Origin of the sequence: Streptomyces sp. CB02980 (assembly GCF_014451325.2) — a bacterium.
In the GTDB taxonomy this organism is placed as follows: Bacteria; Actinomycetota; Actinomycetes; order Streptomycetales; family Streptomycetaceae; genus Streptomyces.
Genome location: NZ_JACSCH020000005.1, coordinates 89,521 through 107,094, shown reverse-complemented (window position 1 = coordinate 107,094; position 17,574 = coordinate 89,521). Strand labels below are relative to the sequence as shown.

The following is a 17,574-nucleotide window of genomic DNA, read 5'->3' as shown; positions in this document are numbered from 1 at the left end:
TGGGGGCATGGACTGGTGCCGGTACCGCTTCCGCAGCGTCTGGCGGCTCGCCGCCCCACCCGACGCCGTCTACGCCGTCCTGGAGCGCGCCGAGGAGTACCCGCGCTGGTGGCCCCAGGTCCGCGAGGTCGTCCCCGTCGACGACACCACCGGCACCGCCCGCTTCCGTTCCCTGCTCCCGTACGACCTCGTCGTCACCGCCCGCGCCCTGCGCAGCGACCCCGTGGCCCGGGTCCTGGAGGTCGGACTCGGCGGCGACCTGGAGGGCTGGGTCCGCTGGACCCTCACCCCCGAAGGCACCGGCACCCGCGTCCTGTACGAGCAGGAGGTCGAGGTGCGGGCCCGGCTGCTGCGCGCCCTCGCCGTCCCCGGGCGGCCCGTCTTCCGCGCCAACCACGCCCTGATGATGCGGGGTGGGAGGCGGGGGATCGCGGCTCACCTGCGAGCGGTTTGAACGAAGGGCTTGAAGGCCTGTATGGTTCAACCCGTTCCCGGGCGATTAGCTCAGCGGGAGAGCACTTCGTTCACACCGAAGGGGTCACTGGTTCGATCCCAGTATCGCCCACCGGGTAGAGGCCGGTCCGTCGAAAGACGGACCGGCCTCTGTCATGTGCCGGGCCCCCGGGCCCGGTTCACGCCGCCGTGCCCAGCTCCGGCCGCAGCGGCCACGACGGGTCCACGGTCTCCGGTGTCCCCTGCCGGGTGAACCACGCCTGGAGGCCCCGCGCCTGAGCCGCGTGCCACACCGCCTGCAGCGTGTGCAGCTCCGCCGGCGTCAGGCGCTCCAGCCGCGACGAGAAACGCCGCGCCACCGCCCGTACGACATCGAGCGCCGCCGTCGCGTCCGCCGCCGCGTCGTGCGCGCCCGCCAGCTCCACCTCGTAGTGCGCGCACAGGTCCGTGAGCGTCCTGCGGCCCTTCCGGTAGCGGTCCAGATGCTTGTCCAGGACCCGCGGGTCGAGGACGCACAGCGGGGTGGCCCCCAGATAGTCGCCGAGCGTGGACGCCCGGTGCCTGCGCAGCTCGCGGTCGAGGATCGTCAGATCGAACGGCGCGTTCATCACCACCAGCGGACGCCCCGCCGCACTCTGCTCCGCCAGCGCGCGCGCCAGCTCCTCCATCACCGGAGACGGCCACCGGCCGTTCCGCTGGAGGTGATCGTCCGTCAGTCCGTGCACGGCGGTGGCCCCCTCGGGCACCGGTATGCCCGGATTGACCAGCCACCGCGTCACCCGCGGCCGCGCCCCCACCGTGTCCTGTACGACGAGGGCGGCGGACACGATCCGGTCGCCCTCGACGTCGACTCCTGTGGTCTCCGTGTCGAAAGCGGCCAGGGGCCCTTCGTACCAGTGCATCGTCATCCCTGAACTCCCTGCACACGTGCGGCAGATGGCCAACCCCCTGCCCCGAAACGGTGATACCCGGACTGTTTGCGCCGTACGCGGACCGGTCACAACAGAAGGGACGGGGAAGGAAAACGACATGGCGCTCGCCCAGCCCGAGTCGGGAGGGCTGCCGCCCCAGCGGCTGGCACCGACGCGCGGCTCACTCGCCACCACCGCCTGCATGGAGACCCTCCAGGTGGGATACCTGCACGCCGTCGCCGCCGCGGCCGGCTGCTCGCTGTCCCAGCCCTTTCCGGACAACGGCATCGACTGGCACGTGAGCCACGGCTCGCCCGGCCACACGGTCGACGACGAGGTGACCATCAAGGTGCAGCTCAAGTGCACCTACCAGATACCGCCGCGCCCGCCCGGGAAGACCTTCTCGTTCACCCTCGACAACGACCACCTGGTGAAGCTCGCCAGGACCCCGGTGTCCGTGCACAAGATCCTCGTCGTGATGCTCGTCCCGAGGTCACAGGAGGACTGGCTGAGAGCGAGCCACGACCGGCTCGACCTGCGGCACTGCTGCTACTGGATCAACCTGGCCGGACACCCGGTCACGGGACAGCGCCGGACCACCGTGCGCGTACCGACGGCACGGATCTTCGACGACCGGGCGCTCTGCGAGATCATGACCCGGGTCGGCGTGGGAGGGAGACCTTGATGCACCGACCGATCGACGAACCGAGGTTCGGGGACGAGGGGAGCGGGGCCGGACACGGCCCCGTCTCCGTTCCTCCGCCCTACCGCCCCCATCCGGCGCCCGGGGACACCCCCGGGCCCTGGACCGGGGTCCCGGCCCCGCCCGCCGGCCCCTGGGCAGACAGCCAGGGCACACCCGACCCCGGCAGGGTCGACCCGCGTGTCCTCGGCGCCCTGCTCGCCCGCCACGGATGGCGGCGGCGGGGCGGGGCGGCCGGGCGCTACAGCCGCTGGACCCCGCCCGGCAGCGGCACCGGCACCAGCCTGCTCGTGCCGGAGAGCCGCGCCTTCCCGGACTGCGAGGACCTGCTCGGCGAGGCGCTCACCGCCCTCGCCCACAGCGCCACGCCCTCCGCCCGCGAGGTCCTCACCGGCCTCGCCGTGCCCAGCGACGAGATCCGCTGGTGGCGTGACGTGCCCCCGGGCCCGGCCGGCATCGTCCCCTGGACCGTGCAGGAACAGCTCAGGTCCGCCGCCCGCCAGCTCCTCCTCGCCGGCGCCCTCGCCGTACGGGGCAGGGCCGGCTACTACGGGGCCCGGCACCGGCGCCCCGCCCAGGCCTCCCTGGAGACCGTCGTCGTCGGCGCGGCGCCCGGCGGGCGCGGGCTCACCGCGTTCCTGCCCGTCGCACCGGGCCGCCCGATCGCCGTCCGGCTCTACCACGCCCTCCACGCGGCCCGCGAGGCCACCGACTACCAGCGGGCCACGGGTGGCATGGAGGCCTTCGACACGGCCGTCGAGGCGGGCGTCAGCCGCGAACTCACCGAGGCGCTCGTGGCCCTGGTGCGGGGCACCGAGGGAGCCAGGGTCGCCCTGGAGTGGGCCCCGTCCGCCGGGGCTCCCGAGGGCTGCGCCGCCCGGCCCGAACCGGTCGAGTTCTCGCCCGGCGACCTGCCCGCGCTGCGCGAGGCGAGCGCCCGCTACCTGACCGACGAGCCCTCCGTACCGGTCAGGCTGACCGGCGCCGTCGTCCGCATGCGCCGCTCCGGGCCGCGCGGCGAGGGCACCGTACGGCTCCGGGTGCTCGGCGGGGCGGAGGTCCCCCACGTCCGGGTCAGCCTGGACGAGGAGGCGTACCGCACCGCCGGCCACGCCCATCTCGTCGGGCTCCCGATCCGGGTGGTGGGCCGGCTGGAGAGCCGGGGCGGCTTCCGCCGCCTCACGGACGCCTCCGGCGTTGTCCCCGTTCAGGTCGACGAGACGGAACGGGACCGGCTGATGAAGTCCCTCCAGGAGAATCTCGACTTCTTCGAGGAGGCGTGCGGGCCGGACGAGGGGTGAGGCGCGCGGCGGGGCCCGGCGGGCGGGAAACCGTTTCGCGGGCGGCCCGGTGGCCTCGGTAGGATCGGCCGTGCGCGGCACCTCGTACCTGTCGCGCACCGCCGGCGCCGGCACCTCGTGTCTGCTTGCGCCCCTATGTACGGAGTACCTGTGTCTGAAGTCCGTGTGACCGTCCAGTCCGCCTCGGAAGCAGAGGAGAGGGCGGTGAGCGCGGGCACCACCGCCGGCGCCCTGTTCGCCGACGACCGCACCATCATCGCCGCCCGCGTGGCCGGCGAGCTGAAGGACCTGTCGTACGAGCTCTCCGACGGCGACGTCGTCGAGGGCGTCGAGATCTCCTCCCCGGACGGTCTCGACATCCTGCGCCACTCGACCGCGCACGTCATGGCCCAGGCCGTGCAGGAGCTCTTCCCCGAGGCCAAGCTGGGCATCGGCCCGCCGGTGCGGGACGGCTTCTACTACGACTTCGACGTCGAGAAGCCCTTCACTCCCGAGGACCTCAAGGTCATCGAGAAGAAGATGCAGGAGATCCAGAAGCGCGGCCAGCGTTTCGCCCGCCGTGTGGTGACCGACGAGGACGCCCGCGCCGAGCTGGCGGACGAGCCGTACAAGCTGGAGCTCATCGGCATCAAGGGCTCCGCGTCGACCGACGACGGCGCGAACGTCGAGGTGGGCGGCGGCGAGCTGACCATCTACGACAACATCGACGCCAAGACCGGCGACCTGTGCTGGAAGGACCTCTGCCGCGGTCCCCACCTGCCCACCACCCGGAACATCCCGGCGTTCAAGCTGATGCGCAACGCCGCCGCCTACTGGCGCGGCAGCGAGAAGAACCCGATGCTCCAGCGCATCTACGGCACCGCCTGGCCGTCGAAGGACGAGCTGAAGGCCCACCTCGACTTCCTCGCCGAGGCCGAGAAGCGCGACCACCGCAAGCTGGGCAACGAGCTTGACCTCTTCTCCATCCCGGACGAGATCGGCTCCGGCCTCGCCGTCTTCCACCCCAAGGGCGGCATCATCCGCCGGGTCATGGAGGACTACTCGCGCAAGCGCCACGAGGAGGAGGGCTACGAGTTCGTCTACTCGCCGCACGCCACCAAGGGCAAGCTGTTCGAGAAGTCGGGTCACCTCGACTGGTACGCCGAGGGCATGTACCCCCCCATGCAGCTCGACGAGGGCGTGGACTACTACCTCAAGCCCATGAACTGCCCGATGCACAACCTGATCTTCGACGCGCGCGGCCGTTCGTACCGTGAACTGCCGCTGCGCCTGTTCGAGTTCGGCACCGTGTACCGGTACGAGAAGTCGGGTGTCGTGCACGGCCTGACCCGGGCCCGCGGCTTCACCCAGGACGACGCGCACATCTACTGCACCAAGGAGCAGATGGCGGAGGAGCTCGACAAGACCCTCACCTTCGTCCTGAACCTGCTGCGCGACTACGGTCTGACCGACTTCTACCTGGAGCTGTCCACCAAGGACCCGGAGAAGTTCGTCGGCTCGGACGAGATCTGGGAGGAGGCCACCGCGGTCCTCCAGCAGGTCGCCGAGAAGCAGGGCCTCCCGCTGACCCCCGACCCGGGCGGTGCCGCGTTCTACGGCCCGAAGATCTCGGTGCAGGCGCGCGACGCCATCGGCCGTACCTGGCAGATGTCGACCGTGCAGCTCGACTTCAACCTGCCGGAGCGCTTCGACCTGGAGTACACCGCCCCGGACGGCACCAAGCAGCGCCCGGTCATGATCCACCGCGCGCTGTTCGGCTCGATCGAGCGCTTCTTCGCGGTGCTCCTCGAGCACTACGCGGGCGCGATGCCGCCGTGGCTGGCCCCGGTCCAGGCGACCGGCATCCCGATCGGCGACGCGCACGTCGACTACCTGCACGAGTTCGCCGCCAAGGCGAAGAAGCAGGGGCTGCGGGTGGACGTGGACTCGTCCTCGGACCGGATGCAGAAGAAGATCCGCAACGCGCAGAAGCAGAAGGTCCCGTTCATGATCATCGCGGGTGACGAGGACATGGCCGCCGGCGCTGTCTCCTTCCGCTACCGCGACGGTTCGCAGGAGAACGGCATCCCCGTCGACGAGGCCATCGCCAAGATCGCCAAGATCGTCGAGGACCGCGTCCAGGTCTGACGACTCCGGAGCGAGTTCAGGAGGCCCCCGGGGAATCCCCCGGGGGCCTTCCCCCTTCCCCCGTCCCCTCGTCCTTCTCGTCCTCCCGTCTGAACGCCTGGATCAGCCAGGACGAGAACGAACCCGTCACCGCGCCGAGCAGGGCGAGGCCGCAGGCCATCACGCCCACCGCCACCACTCTGCCGATGGGCGTCACCGGCACCACGTCCCCGTACCCCACCGTCGCGAGCGTGGCGCACGTCCACCACACCGAGTCGCCGAAGGTGACGATCGTGGCGCCGGGGGCGTCCGCCTCGTACCGGTAGACGGTGAGCGCGCCCGCGAAGCCGAGCAGGGCCACGGTGAGGCCGGAGTAGACCATCACGCGCGCGTAGAGGCCGAGCCGCGGCTGGTCGTGGCGGCGTTGGATCTGGTTGTAGATGTTGACCATCCGCACCGGCCGCAGCAGCGGCAGGATCACGACCACCGTGTCGAGGAGATGGGTGCGGAGGAAGCGGAGCGGGCCGAGGCCGCTGAGCCGGAGCCGTACCCCGTAGTCCGCGACGAAGAGGGCCCAGGAGGCGAGGGTGGCCACGAGAATGAGGTCGAGCCAGCCCTGGGAGAGGTGGCGATGGGCGAGGACGCGGACCGCGTAGCCGGCCAGGTAGACCACGGAGGCCACGGCGAGCGGTGCCTCCATACGGCGATCCCAGCGTTCCAGCCGGGGCGGGTTCGGTGACCTGTCGCTCATCGGATCAGCATGGCCGCTGCATGGATCTTCTGCCCCGGCGACACGTTCCGAACGGGCGACGCAATATGCTGCACAGCATGACGACTGAGCCGGAGCAGCAGATCGGAGTGGGGACGCGGGACGCGTTCCAGCGCCTGTGGACGCCTCATCGGATGGCGTACATCCAGGGCGAGAACAAGCCGACCGGGCCGGGCGCCGAGGACGGCTGTCCGTTCTGCTCGATTCCGTCGAAGTCGGACGAGGACGGGCTGGTGATCGCCCGGGGCCAGAGCGTGTACACGGTCCTCAACCTGTACCCGTACAACGGCGGTCACCTCATGGTCGTCCCCTACCGTCACGTCGCCGACTACACGGATCTGGACGCGGCGGAGACGGCGGAGCTCGCCGACTTCACCAAGCGCGCCATGGTCGCGCTGCGGGCGGCCTCCGGCGCGCACGGCTTCAACATCGGCATGAACCAGGGCGCCGTCGCGGGCGCCGGGATCGCCGCCCATCTGCACCAGCACGTGGTGCCGCGCTGGGGCGGGGACACCAACTTCATGCCGGTCGTCGGGCACACCAAGGTGCTGCCGCAGCTCCTCGCGGACACCCGGAAGATGCTGGCCGACGCCTGGCCGGCCACCATCTGATCCGTACGCGAAGGGCCCGGGCCACAGGAGTGGACCCGGGCCCTTCGCCGTACGGACCGGTCAAGGCCGTCGCCCGGCCCCTCGCGTACGGCCCCGTCACGCGTCGTAGACGTCGGCCTTCTTGGGGCCGGGCTCCTGGATGCCGCCGCTGAGGACCAGCGAGCGGTTGGTGAAGCGCTCCGTGTCCACGTTGTGCTCGTCGAGGAACTTCAGGGTCGCGGAGTGGACAGCGCGCAGCACCGGCGTCGCCATCCTTATGGCGTCGTCGGCCATGAAGCGGTTCTTCCAGAGCGGACCGGCCCAGACGTGCCGCAGTCCGAAGGGCTCGGGCAGCACCATCTTGCCGCCGAGGAACTCCAGGACCGGCGGGTACCAGGTGAGCGGGGCGCGCACCGCCAGCCGGACGATGTCGTCGGTGGTGAGCAGCGGCTGCTGGATCTCCTTCGTCTCCCAGAAGCGGACCGCCTTCGAGACCTCCTTGGTCTTGGCCTTCGGCTTCGTGGTGAACAGGCCGTGCACGGGGCCGAGCGCGTGACCGGTGACCTCGATCCTGAGCGTGTGGTGGAGCGAGGTCACCGTGACCATCATGGTGAGGACGAGGTTCCCGTCCCAGAGGGTGAACTGCACGCCGAGGTAGTGGCGGTTGCCGGCGCCGAACTGCTGGTCGTTGCAGATGCGCTGTATCTCGTGCGGCTTGACCTGGAAGTGGACGATGGTGTCGCCCTCGGGCCGCGTGACCTCGTCGGCGCCCTCGCCGACGGCGGAGACGACCCAGTGCTTGACGGTGGGCTTCGGGAAACCGGTCTTGAGGGAGCCGCGCTCCAGGAGCGCGAGCTGGTCGTGGATCTTGCGGATGACGTCCCAGGCGCGGAAGTCGTGGATCTCCCGGCCGGCCACGGGGAGGAGTTCCTCGGCGAGGGTCCAGCTGCCCCAGCGGGTGCCCAGACCGAGGATGCCCTTGGGCCCGGCGTAGAACGCGATGTTGGACTGCTGCTCGGCCGAGAGCTTCTCCAGGTTCAGCCGGAGCTCCTCCGCCGACTTCTCGCCGGGGTCCTGCGGAACGGACTTGGGGACCTGGGGCCCCGCGCCACCGCCGCTGAGCAGACCCGTCCAGCGCTCCCGCAGGTCGACGGCGGACCGGTCGCAGATCCGGCGGGCCAGGAACCAGCCGATGACCGGGGCCACGAGCATGGCGCGCAGATAGTTCGGCAGGATCCCGTCGAGGGGCAGCTTGAGCAGCACCAGCACGGCGAAGATCCCCGCCGCCCACAGCAGGACGGTGCCGACGACGCTCGTCCGCTTGTTCTCGGAGCCGGCGGCGAGGCGGCGCAGCTGGATGACGCCGAGCCAGAGCAGCAGGCCGGGCAGGAAGAGGATGCCGCAGACGAAGGTGACCAGGGTCAGCTGGGCATCGCGCCGGCGGCGGATGTGGGTGGCCGCGAGGCAGTGCTCGACGACCGGCTGCGGCTCGGCGCCGAAGGACTGGATGAGTGCCTTGCGGCCGCCGCCGAGCATGCGGACCTGGACCGCGCGGGAGAAGGCCTCGCCGAGGTCGGGGCGGAAGAGCTTCTCCCATTTCCCGGCCTTGAGCGTCGTCTTGTAGAGGTCGTTGTCGGCCTGCTGGATCGTGTCGAGCGGGCTGTCGCGGTACGCGGCGGACGCGAGCGCGTTCGTCGCCCCCGTACCGCCGCCCGTGCCCATGAGGGGGACCTGCGCCCCGGGTCCGAAGCCATCGATCGCCACTGCCGCCCCCATCGCCGCGGTTACCTGTGCGGGCTGTTCCCAACTGCCGCGCCCCGCACACCTTCTGAGCTGGGCACCACAGCGTAACCGGGTGGCGTCGTGTGCGTCACCGCCTGTGGACATCGAGGCCGAATGACGTTCGCCCGACATGTGCCGGGCGAACGTTCACCGCTGTCACTCCGGTGTCACTCCCTCAACCAGGCGCCCTTTCAGGCCTGTTCGCGGACCTTCTCGGCGAGGTGCGGAGGCATCGGCTCGTGCCGGGCGTACGCACGGTCGAACCGTCCGGTGCCGTGCGACACGGAGCGCAGATCGATCGCGTACCGCCCGATCTCGATCTCCGGCACCTCGGCCCGGACCAGGGTCCGTCCGGGACCGGCCTGGTCGGTGCCGACGACCCGGCCCCGCCGCCCCGACAGATCGCTCATCACGGGACCGACGTACTCGTCGGGCACCAGGACCTGGACCTCGGCGACCGGCTCCAGGAGGTGGACGGCGACCTCGGCCGCCGCCTCGCGCAGCGCGAGCGCCCCGGCCGTCTGGAACGCGGCGTCGGAGGAGTCCACCGAATGGGCCTTGCCGTCCTTGAGGGTGACCCGGATGTCGACGAGCGGATAGCCGGCGGCGACGCCGCGTGCGGCCTGGGACCGTACCCCCTTCTCGACGGAGGGGATGAACTGCCGGGGGACCGCGCCGCCGACCACCTTGTCGACGAACTCGATGCCGCTGCCCGGCGGGAGCGGCTCCACCTCGATCTCGCAGATGGCGTACTGGCCGTGGCCGCCGGACTGTTTGACGTGCCGGCCCCGGCCCGCCGAGGCGCCGCCGAAGGTCTCGCGCAGCGACACCTTGTACGGCACGGCGTCGACCTGGACCCCGTACCGGCCGCGGAGGCGTTCGAGGACGACGTCCTGGTGGGCCTCGCCCAGGCACCACAGGACCACCTGCCGGGTGTCCTGGTTCTGTTCGAGGCGCAGCGTGGGGTCCTCGGCGACCAGCCGGGCGAGGCCCTGCGAGAGCCGGTCCTCGTCGGCCTTCCCATGGGCCTGGACGGCCAGCGGGAGCAGCGGCTCCGGCATGCTCCAGGGCTCCATCAGCAGCGGATCGTCCTTCGCGGAGATCGTGTCGCCGGTCTCGGCGCGCCCCAGCCGGGCCACACAGGCGAGGTCCCCGGCGATGCAGTGCGCCATGGGCCGCTGCTGCTTGCCGAAGGGAGAGGTGAGGCCGCCGATCCGCTCGTCGACGTCGTGGTCCTCGTGCCCCCGGTCGGCCAGGCCGTGACCGGAGACGTGGACGGTCTCGTCCGGACGCAGGGTGCCGGAGAAGACCCGGACCAGGGAGACCCGGCCCACATAGGGGTCGGCGGCGGTCTTCACGACCTCGGCGACGAGCGGGCCTTCGGGGTCGCAGGTGATCGGCGGACGGGGCTGCCCGTCCGGGGTGGTCACGGCGGGCGGTTCGTGCTCCAGGGGGGACGGGAAGCCGCCGGTGATGAGCTCCAGGAGTTCGAGGGTGCCCAGGCCCTGCGTACCGCCGTCGGCGGCCGGTGCGGCCGCGAGCACCGGGTGGAAGGTGCCCCGGGCGACGGCCTTCTCCAGGTCGTCGACGAGCGTCTTCACGTCGATCGACTCGCCACCGAGGTAGCGGTCCATCAGGGTCTCGTCCTCGCTCTCGGCGATGATCCCCTCGATCAGCCGGGCGCGGGCCTCCGCGATCAGCTCCCGCTGGCCCTCGTCGGGCGGGTTCTCCCGCCGTACCCCCGTCGAGTAGTCGAAGATCCGCTCCGAGAGCAGGCCGACCAGGCCGGTCGCGGGCGCGTGCCCGTCGGCGCCCTCCTCGCCGCGCACCGGGAGGTAGAGGGGCAGGACGGCGTCCGGGTCGTCGCGGCCGAAGAGCGAGGCGCAGACCTCGGTGAGCTCGCCGAAGTCGGTGCGGGCGGTGTCGAGGTGGGTGACGACGATGGCGCGGGGCATGCCGACGGCGGCGCACTCCTCCCAGATCATCCGGGTCGAGGCGGCGACGGCGTCGGCCTCCTGGGCGGCCGAGACGACGAAGAGGGCCGCGTCCGCCGCGCGCAGACCGGCCCTCAGCTCCCCGACGAAGTCGGCGTACCCGGGGGTGTCGAGGAGGTTGATCTTGTACCCGTCCCAGCCGACCGGAACGAGGGAGAGCTGTACGGAGCGATGCTGGCGGTGCTCGATCTCGTCGTAGTCGGAGACGGTGCCGCCGTCCTCGACCCGGCCCGCCCGGTTGAGTGCCCCGGCCGTCTGCGCGAGCGCCTCGACCAGGGTCGTCTTGCCTGATCCGGTGTGGCCGACCAGCACCACGTTCCGTACGGCCGTGGGCCGGTCGGCCGTCAAAGCCCTGCCGGCGGCTCCGGCGGCCGTGTTCGCCTTGTCACCCATGATGTGTTCCTCCCGACTGCTCGCACGGTGCGCCGGTACGACGGGTGCCGCGGGGGAGTGGTGTGTCGCGGTACGGCTCCGGCGGGTGCCCGCGGTGGTCCTTCGAGCTTTGCACCGACGCAAGGAGGCGTCCATACGTCGTACACGGGGAGGGCCCTCGCGGGGGACGCGGACGCGGTGGGGCGGGTGCCGCCCGTACGCCGGGGCGCGCGTGGCTACGATGGGTGAGCCGGTGGTCGTAGGGGCCGCGCGGCCCACCGAACCTCGGGAAGGCCATGCTGAACAAGTACGCGCGTGCATTTTTTACGCGTGTCCTCACACCGTTCGCCGCGTTTCTGCTCCGCAGGGGCGTCAGTCCCGACGCGGTCACGCTCATCGGCACGGCGGGAGTGATGGCCGGTGCACTGGTCTTCTTCCCGCGCGGGGAGTTCTTCTGGGGCACCATCGTCATCACCCTCTTCGTCTTCTCCGACCTCGTCGACGGCAACATGGCCCGGCAGGCGGGGATCTCCAGCCGATGGGGCGCCTTCCTCGACTCGACGCTCGACCGGGTCGCCGACGGCGCCATCTTCGGCGGCTTCGCGCTCTGGTACGCGGGCAAGGGCGACGACAACGTGCTGTGCGCCGTGGCGATCTTCTGCCTGGCGAGCGGTCAGGTCGTGTCGTACACGAAGGCCCGAGGTGAATCGATTGGCCTGCCCGTCGCCGTCAACGGTCTGATCGAACGCGCCGAACGCCTGGTGATCTCGCTCGTCGCGGCCGGCCTCGCCGGGCTGCACACGTTCGGCGTCCCCGGGGTCGAGGTCCTGCTGCCGATCGCGCTGTGGATCGTGGCCGTCGGCAGCGCCGTCACGCTGGGCCAGCGTGTCGTGACCGTACGACGGGAATCGGCCGAGGCGGACGCCGCCGCGGCCGGTGGGAGCGGGGCGACGACATGAGCACGTTGAAGGACGGCACGTCGAAGGACGGCACGCCCGAGGACGGCATGCCGGAGGGCGGCGCGTCGAAGGACGGCGCGTCCCCGGACGGCACACCGAAGGAAGGTGCGTCCCAAGGCGGCACACCCAAGGAAGCTGCGTCCCAGGGCGGCACGTCCGCGGGCAGCACGCTGAAGGAACGACTGAGCGACGGGCTGTACGGGGCAGGCTGGGCGACCGTCAAGAAGCTGCCCGAGCCGGTGGCCGCCGGCCTCGGCCGGCGGATCGCCGACCTCACGTGGAAGCGACGGGGCAAGAGCGTCCTGCGTCTCGAATCCAACCTCGCGCGCGTGGTGCCGGACGCCACGCCCGAGCGGCTCGCCGAGCTGTCGAAGGCCGGCATGCGCTCGTACATGCGGTACTGGATGGAGTCCTTCCGTCTGCCGACCTGGAGCAAGGAGCGGGTCGAGCGCGAGGTGGACATCAAGGGCGTCCAGCACCTCCAGGAGGGCCTCGCCGCCGGGCGCGGGGTCGTCCTGGCCCTGCCGCACCTGGCGAACTGGGACCTCGCGGGCGTGTGGGTGACCCGCTGCCTCGGCGTGCCGTTCACCACGGTCGCGGAGCGGCTCAAGCCGGAGACGCTGTACGACCGCTTCGTGGCCTACCGCGAGTCCCTCGGCATGGAGGTCCTCCCGCACACCGGGGGCTCCGCCTTCGGCACGCTGGCGCGGCGTCTGCGGGCGGGCGGCCTGGTCTGCCTGGTCGCCGACCGCGACCTGTCCGCCTCCGGCACGGAGGTGACGTTCTTCGGGGACACGGCGCGGATGCCGGCGGGACCGGCGATCCTCGCCCAGCAGACGGGCGCGGTGCTCCTGCCGGTGACGCTCTGGTACGACGACACATCGGTCATGCGGGGGCGCATCCACGCGCCGATCGACGTACCCGAGTCAGGTACGCGGGCCGAGAAGACGTCCGAGATGACACAGGCGCTGGCCGACGTCTTCGCCACCGGCATCGCGGACCACCCGGAGGACTGGCACATGCTGCAACGACTGTGGCTCGCTGACCTGGAGGAACGCCCGGAGGCCGACGCGGCCGCCGGGACCGCGGGTACCGAGCGGGGCGGGGAGCGCGGCGAGTGAAGATCGGGATCGTCTGCCCGTACTCGTGGGACGTGCCGGGCGGCGTCCAGTTCCACATCCGTGACCTCGCCGAGCACCTCATCAGGCTCGGCCACGAGGTCTCCGTCCTCGCGCCCGCCGACGACGAGACGCCGCTGCCGCCGTACGTGGTGTCGGCGGGCCGGGCCGTCCCCGTGCCGTACAACGGCTCGGTGGCGCGGCTCAACTTCGGCTTCCTCTCGGCGGCGCGGGTGCGCCGCTGGCTGCACGACGGCACCTTCGACGTCGTCCACATCCACGAGCCGACCTCGCCGTCCCTCGGGCTGCTGACCTGCTGGGCGGCGCAGGGGCCGATCGTGGCCACCTTCCACACGTCGAACCCGCGCTCGCGGGCCATGATCGCCGCGTATCCGATCCTCCAGCCGGCGCTGGAGAAGATCAGCGCCCGCATCGCGGTGAGCGAGTACGCGCGGCGCACGTTGGTCGAGCACCTCGGCGGCGACGCCGTCGTCATCCCCAACGGGGTCGACGTGGACTTCTTCGCGCGCGCCGAGCCGAAGAAGGAGTGGCAGGGCGAGACGCTCGGCTTCATCGGGCGCATCGACGAGCCGAGGAAGGGCCTGCCCGTCCTCATGCGGGCGCTGCCCAGGATCCTCACCGAGCGGCCCGGGGCGCGGCTCCTGGTCGCCGGGCGCGGGGACGAGGAGGAGGCGGTGGCCTCGCTGCCCCGGGAGATGCGTTCCCGGGTGGAGTTCCTCGGCATGGTCAGCGACGAGGACAAGGCGCGGCTGCTGCGCAGCGTCGACGTGTACGTGGCGCCCAACACCGGCGGCGAGAGCTTCGGCATCATCCTCGTCGAGGCGCTGTCGGCGGGAGCGCCGGTGCTCGCCTCCGACCTGGACGCGTTCGCACAGGTCCTGGACCAGGGGTCGGCGGGCGAACTCTTCACCAACGAGGACCCGGACGCGCTCGCTGACGCGGCGATCCGACTCCTCGGCGACGAGGAGCGCCGCGCGCAACTGAGCGTCCGGGGCTCGGCCCACGTCCGCCGCTTCGACTGGACGACGGTCGGCGCGGACATCCTGGCGGTGTACGAGACGGTGACGGACGGGGCGGCGGCGGTGGACACGGACGAACGGGTGGGCCTCCGCGCGAGACTGGGCCTGTAGGCACCCCCGGCGGGGCCGAAGGCACCCGCCGGGCCACCGCCCGTCCGGTGCTTTCTGCCCCACCGCCCGTCCGGTGCTTTCTGCCCCACCGCCGGTCCGGTGCCTTCGGCTCCACCGCCCGTCCGGTGCTTTCTGCCCCGCCGCCCGGTGCAGCCCGCACGGCGGGTGCGGAGCGTACGGGACGGGGCAGGGCTGCGGTCCGCTGTGGGGCGATCGCCCAGACCGGGGCGGCGGCCGCGGGGCTTCGCCCATGACCACGACCTTCGGGAAGGGGTGCCGCCGGCGCCCCGGTAGCCTTTCGGCCCGTGACCGAAACCCTGATCTGGACCGTCGTCGCGCTGATTCTCATCGGCGTCTATCTCAGCTGGACCGCCGGACGGCTCGACCGGCTGCACTCCCGTATCGACGCCGCCCGCGCGGCCCTGGACGCGCAGTTGCTGCGTCGGGCCTCGGTCACCCAGGAGTTGGCCACCTCCGGTGTCCTCGACCCCGCCGCCTCGATCGTCCTGTACGAGGCCGCGCACGCGGCGCGGCAGGCCGAGGAGGACCATCGGGAGGTCGCCGAGAGCGAGTTGAGCCAGGCCCTGCGGGTGGTGTTCGGCGAGCCCGAGCAGGTGGAGCTCGTACGGGAGGCCCCCGGTGGCGACGAGGCCGCGGAGGAGCTGGCGGCGTCCGTCCGCCGGGTGCCGATGGCCCGCCGTTTCCACAACGACGCCGTTCGCGCCGCCCGCGCCCTGCGGCGCCACCGCACGGTCCGCTGGTTCCGCCTCGCGGGCCACGCGCCCTTCCCGCTGGCCTTCGAAATGGACGACGAGGCGCCGGTGGCCCTTGCCGACCGTCCGGCCTGACGCTCTCAGCCTGCGAAAACGATCCACCGGGTCCACATTGGCCCTTGCTGTGGACTGCACGTGGACTGTTTCCTCAACCTAGTCGTCAACCCCCGTTGTCACGAGTGAGGTCCCCGTGTCCACCACGCCTTCCGTTTCCCCCCAGTCCCCCGAGACCGGCACCGCCCGTGTGAAGCGCGGCATGGCCGAGCAGCTCAAGGGCGGCGTGATCATGGACGTGGTCAACGCCGAGCAGGCGAAGATCGCCGAGGACGCCGGCGCCGTGGCCGTCATGGCCCTGGAGCGGGTCCCCGCGGACATCCGCAAGGACGGCGGCGTGGCCCGCATGTCCGACCCGAACATGATCGAAGAGATCATCGGCGCGGTCTCCATCCCGGTCATGGCCAAGTCCCGCATCGGCCACTTCGTCGAGGCCCAGGTCCTGCAGTCCCTCGGCGTCGACTACATCGACGAGTCCGAGGTCCTCACCCCGGCCGACGAGGTCAACCACTCCGACAAGTGGGCCTTCACGACCCCCTTCGTCTGCGGCGCCACCAACCTGGGCGAGGCCCTGCGCCGTATCGCCGAGGGCGCGGCCATGATCCGCTCCAAGGGCGAGGCCGGCACCGGCAACGTCGTCGAGGCCGTCCGCCACCTGCGCCAGATCAAGAACGAGATCGCCAGGCTGCGCGGCTTCGACAACAACGAGCTGTTCGCCGCCGCCAAGGACCTGCGCGCCCCGTACGAGCTGGTCAAGGAGGTCGCCGAGCTCGGCAAGCTCCCGGTCGTGCTGTTCTCCGCCGGTGGCGTCGCCACCCCCGCCGACGCCGCGCTCATGCGCCAGCTCGGCGCCGAGGGCGTCTTCGTCGGCTCCGGCATCTTCAAGTCGGGCGACCCGGCCAAGCGTGCCGCCGCCATCGTGAAGGCCACCACCTTCTACGACGACCCGAAGATCATCGCGGACGCCTCCCGCAACCTGGGCGAGGCCATGGTCGGCATCAACTGCGACACCCTCCCCGAGTCCGAGCGCTACGCCAACCGCGGCTGGTAGTCACTCATGAGCACACCCGTGATCGGTGTCCTGGCACTCCAGGGCGACGTACGGGAGCACCTGATCGCCCTGGCCGCGGCTGACGCCGTGGCCAGGCCGGTCCGGCGCCCCGAAGAGCTGGCCGAGATCGACGGTCTGGTCATCCCCGGCGGGGAGTCCACCACGATCTCCAAGCTGGCCGAGCTGTTCGGCATGGCGGAGCCGCTGCGCGAGCGCATAGCCGCCGGCCTGCCCGTCTACGGCACCTGCGCCGGTCTGATCATGCTCGCCGAGAAGATCCTCGACCCGCGTTCGGGCCAGGAGACCTTCGGCGGCATCGACATGATCGTCCGCCGCAACGCCTTCGGGCGGCAGAACGAGTCCTTCGAGGCCGGCGTCACCGTCGCGGGCATCGAGGACGGCCCCGTCGAGGGCGTCTTCATCCGGGCCCCCTGGGTGGAGTCCGTCGGCGCCGAGGTCGAGATCCTCGCCGAGCACGAGGGCCACATCGTCGCCGTGCGGCAGGGCCGGGTCCTTGCGACCTCGTTCCACCCGGAGCTCACCGGGGATCACCGTATTCACGCCCTGTTCGTCGACATGGTGCGCGCGGCACGCTGATCCGATCCCGGTAGGATCTCTGGGGTTCGTTCAGAAATGGGTTACGCGAAGGAGACAGGCAGATGTCCGGCCACTCTAAATGGGCTACGACGAAGCACAAGAAGGCCGTGATCGACGCCAAGCGCGGCAAGCTCTTCGCGAAGCTGATCAAGAACATCGAGGTCGCGGCCCGCACGGGCGGCGCCGACCTGGACGGTAACCCGACGCTGTTCGACGCCGTCCAGAAGGCGAAGAAGCAGTCGGTCCCGAACAAGAACATCGACTCCGCGCTCAAGCGCGGTGCGGGTCTCGAGGCCGGCGGCGCCGACTACGCCACGATCATGTACGAGGGCTACGGCCCGAACGGTGTCGCGGTGCTCATCGAGTGCCTCACCGACAACCGCAACCGTGCCGCCTCCGACGTGCGCGTGGCCATGACCCGCAACGGCGGCTCCATGGCCGACCCGGGCTCGGTCTCGTACCTGTTCAACCGCAAGGGCGTCGTCGTGCTCCCGAAGGGCGAGCTGTCCGAGGACGACGTCCTGGAGTCGGTGCTCGAGGCCGGCGCCGAGGAGGTCAACGACCTCGGTGAGTCGTTCGAGATCATCAGCGAGGCCACCGACCTGGTCGCGGTCCGTACCGCCCTCCAGGAGGCCGGCATCGACTACGACTCGGCCGACTCCAGCTTCGTCCCGACCATGCAGGTCGAGCTCGACGAAGAGGGCGCGCGCAAGATGTTCAAGCTGATCGACGCGCTGGAGGACAGCGACGACGTGCAGAACGTCTTCGCCAACTTCGACGTCAGCGACGAGGTCATGGCGAAGGTCGACGTCTGATCCGGACCGTCGATCGACGCGGTTCCGCAGCGGGCCGACGGGGACACACCCCCGTCGGCCCGCTGTCGTTCGTGC

16 protein-coding genes and 1 tRNA gene are annotated in these 17,574 nt (G+C 71.2%); 13 read left to right on the top strand and 4 right to left on the bottom strand.

Annotated features, from left to right (window positions below; genetic code table 11):
- The first annotated feature begins 7 nt into the window (after positions 1-7).
- The gene (locus tag E0F75_RS12935) at positions 8-454 is read left to right on the top strand and encodes an SRPBCC family protein (protein ID WP_187622663.1); all 447 of its coding nucleotides are present in this window, start codon (positions 8-10) and stop codon (positions 452-454) included.
- A 39-nt stretch (positions 455-493) separates the two neighbouring features.
- Positions 494-565: transfer RNA gene (locus tag E0F75_RS12930), tRNA-Val, on the top strand.
- A gap of 67 nt (positions 566-632) precedes the next feature.
- Here the strand turns inward: E0F75_RS12930 and E0F75_RS12925 are convergent.
- Positions 633-1,361 carry a 3'-5' exonuclease gene (locus E0F75_RS12925; protein WP_187622662.1) on the bottom strand — a complete coding sequence of 243 codons (729 nt, stop codon included), beginning with the start codon at positions 1,359-1,361 and terminating at the stop codon, positions 633-635.
- Positions 1,362-1,482: 121 nt separating this feature from the next.
- Between E0F75_RS12925 and E0F75_RS12920 the strand changes: the two genes are divergently transcribed.
- From E0F75_RS12920 to thrS, 3 genes are all read left to right on the top strand, one after another.
- On the top strand, positions 1,483-2,049 hold the full coding sequence (locus E0F75_RS12920; RefSeq protein WP_073914755.1) for a DUF4365 domain-containing protein: 567 nt from the start codon (positions 1,483-1,485) through the stop codon (positions 2,047-2,049).
- Positions 2,049-3,368: a hypothetical protein gene (locus tag E0F75_RS12915; RefSeq protein WP_187622661.1), complete on the top strand. Its 1,320-nt coding sequence runs from the start codon at positions 2,049-2,051 to the stop codon at positions 3,366-3,368. The genes E0F75_RS12920 and E0F75_RS12915 overlap by 1 nt, the downstream gene beginning before the upstream one ends.
- A 150-nt stretch (positions 3,369-3,518) precedes the next feature.
- Positions 3,519-5,495, top strand: a complete 1,977-nt coding sequence (gene thrS, locus E0F75_RS12910; protein WP_187622660.1) for a threonine--tRNA ligase — start codon at positions 3,519-3,521, stop codon at positions 5,493-5,495.
- Between the two features lie 16 nt (positions 5,496-5,511).
- Here thrS and E0F75_RS12905 read toward each other — a convergent pair whose 3' ends face one another.
- Entirely contained in the window at positions 5,512-6,225 is a 714-nt protein-coding gene (locus E0F75_RS12905; protein WP_187622659.1) for a potassium channel family protein, read from the bottom strand.
- A gap of 65 nt (positions 6,226-6,290) precedes the next feature.
- On the opposite strand from E0F75_RS12905, the gene E0F75_RS12900 reads away from it, so the two are divergent.
- Positions 6,291-6,854: an HIT domain-containing protein gene (locus tag E0F75_RS12900; RefSeq protein WP_187622658.1), complete on the top strand. Its 564-nt coding sequence runs from the start codon at positions 6,291-6,293 to the stop codon at positions 6,852-6,854.
- A 96-nt stretch (positions 6,855-6,950) separates the two neighbouring features.
- Here E0F75_RS12900 and E0F75_RS12895 read toward each other — a convergent pair whose 3' ends face one another.
- Complete coding sequence (locus E0F75_RS12895; RefSeq protein ID WP_187622657.1) at positions 6,951-8,609, bottom strand: hypothetical protein; 1,659 nt, start codon at positions 8,607-8,609, stop codon at positions 6,951-6,953.
- A gap of 197 nt (positions 8,610-8,806) precedes the next feature.
- Entirely contained in the window at positions 8,807-11,002 is a 2,196-nt protein-coding gene (locus E0F75_RS12890) for an elongation factor G-like protein EF-G2 (RefSeq protein WP_187622656.1), read from the bottom strand.
- A gap of 275 nt (positions 11,003-11,277) precedes the next feature.
- Here E0F75_RS12890 and pgsA point away from each other — a divergent pair, with 275 nt between their 5' ends.
- The 7 genes from pgsA (at position 11,278) to E0F75_RS12855 (ending at position 17,499) form a co-directional block, all read left to right on the top strand.
- On the top strand, positions 11,278-11,940 hold the full coding sequence (gene pgsA, locus E0F75_RS12885; RefSeq protein ID WP_030316221.1) for a phosphatidylinositol phosphate synthase: 663 nt from the start codon (positions 11,278-11,280) through the stop codon (positions 11,938-11,940).
- A 170-nt stretch (positions 11,941-12,110) separates the two neighbouring features.
- Positions 12,111-13,061, top strand: coding sequence for a phosphatidylinositol mannoside acyltransferase (locus tag E0F75_RS12880; RefSeq protein ID WP_187622918.1), 951 nt, complete (start codon positions 12,111-12,113; stop codon positions 13,059-13,061).
- The gene (locus E0F75_RS12875; protein ID WP_187622655.1) at positions 13,058-14,209 is read left to right on the top strand and encodes a glycosyltransferase family 4 protein; all 1,152 of its coding nucleotides are present in this window, start codon (positions 13,058-13,060) and stop codon (positions 14,207-14,209) included. The genes E0F75_RS12880 and E0F75_RS12875 overlap by 4 nt, the downstream gene beginning before the upstream one ends.
- A gap of 305 nt (positions 14,210-14,514) precedes the next feature.
- Positions 14,515-15,057 carry a hypothetical protein gene (locus E0F75_RS12870; protein WP_187622654.1) on the top strand — a complete coding sequence of 181 codons (543 nt, stop codon included), beginning with the start codon at positions 14,515-14,517 and terminating at the stop codon, positions 15,055-15,057.
- Between the two features lie 115 nt (positions 15,058-15,172).
- Positions 15,173-16,087: a pyridoxal 5'-phosphate synthase lyase subunit PdxS gene (gene pdxS / locus E0F75_RS12865; RefSeq protein ID WP_030204560.1), complete on the top strand. Its 915-nt coding sequence runs from the start codon at positions 15,173-15,175 to the stop codon at positions 16,085-16,087.
- Between the two features lie 6 nt (positions 16,088-16,093).
- On the top strand, positions 16,094-16,684 hold the full coding sequence (gene pdxT / locus E0F75_RS12860) for a pyridoxal 5'-phosphate synthase glutaminase subunit PdxT (RefSeq protein ID WP_063886646.1): 591 nt from the start codon (positions 16,094-16,096) through the stop codon (positions 16,682-16,684).
- A 62-nt stretch (positions 16,685-16,746) separates the two neighbouring features.
- Positions 16,747-17,499, top strand: a complete 753-nt coding sequence (locus E0F75_RS12855) for a YebC/PmpR family DNA-binding transcriptional regulator (RefSeq protein WP_187622653.1) — start codon at positions 16,747-16,749, stop codon at positions 17,497-17,499.
- The last annotated feature ends 75 nt before the right edge of the window (positions 17,500-17,574 follow it).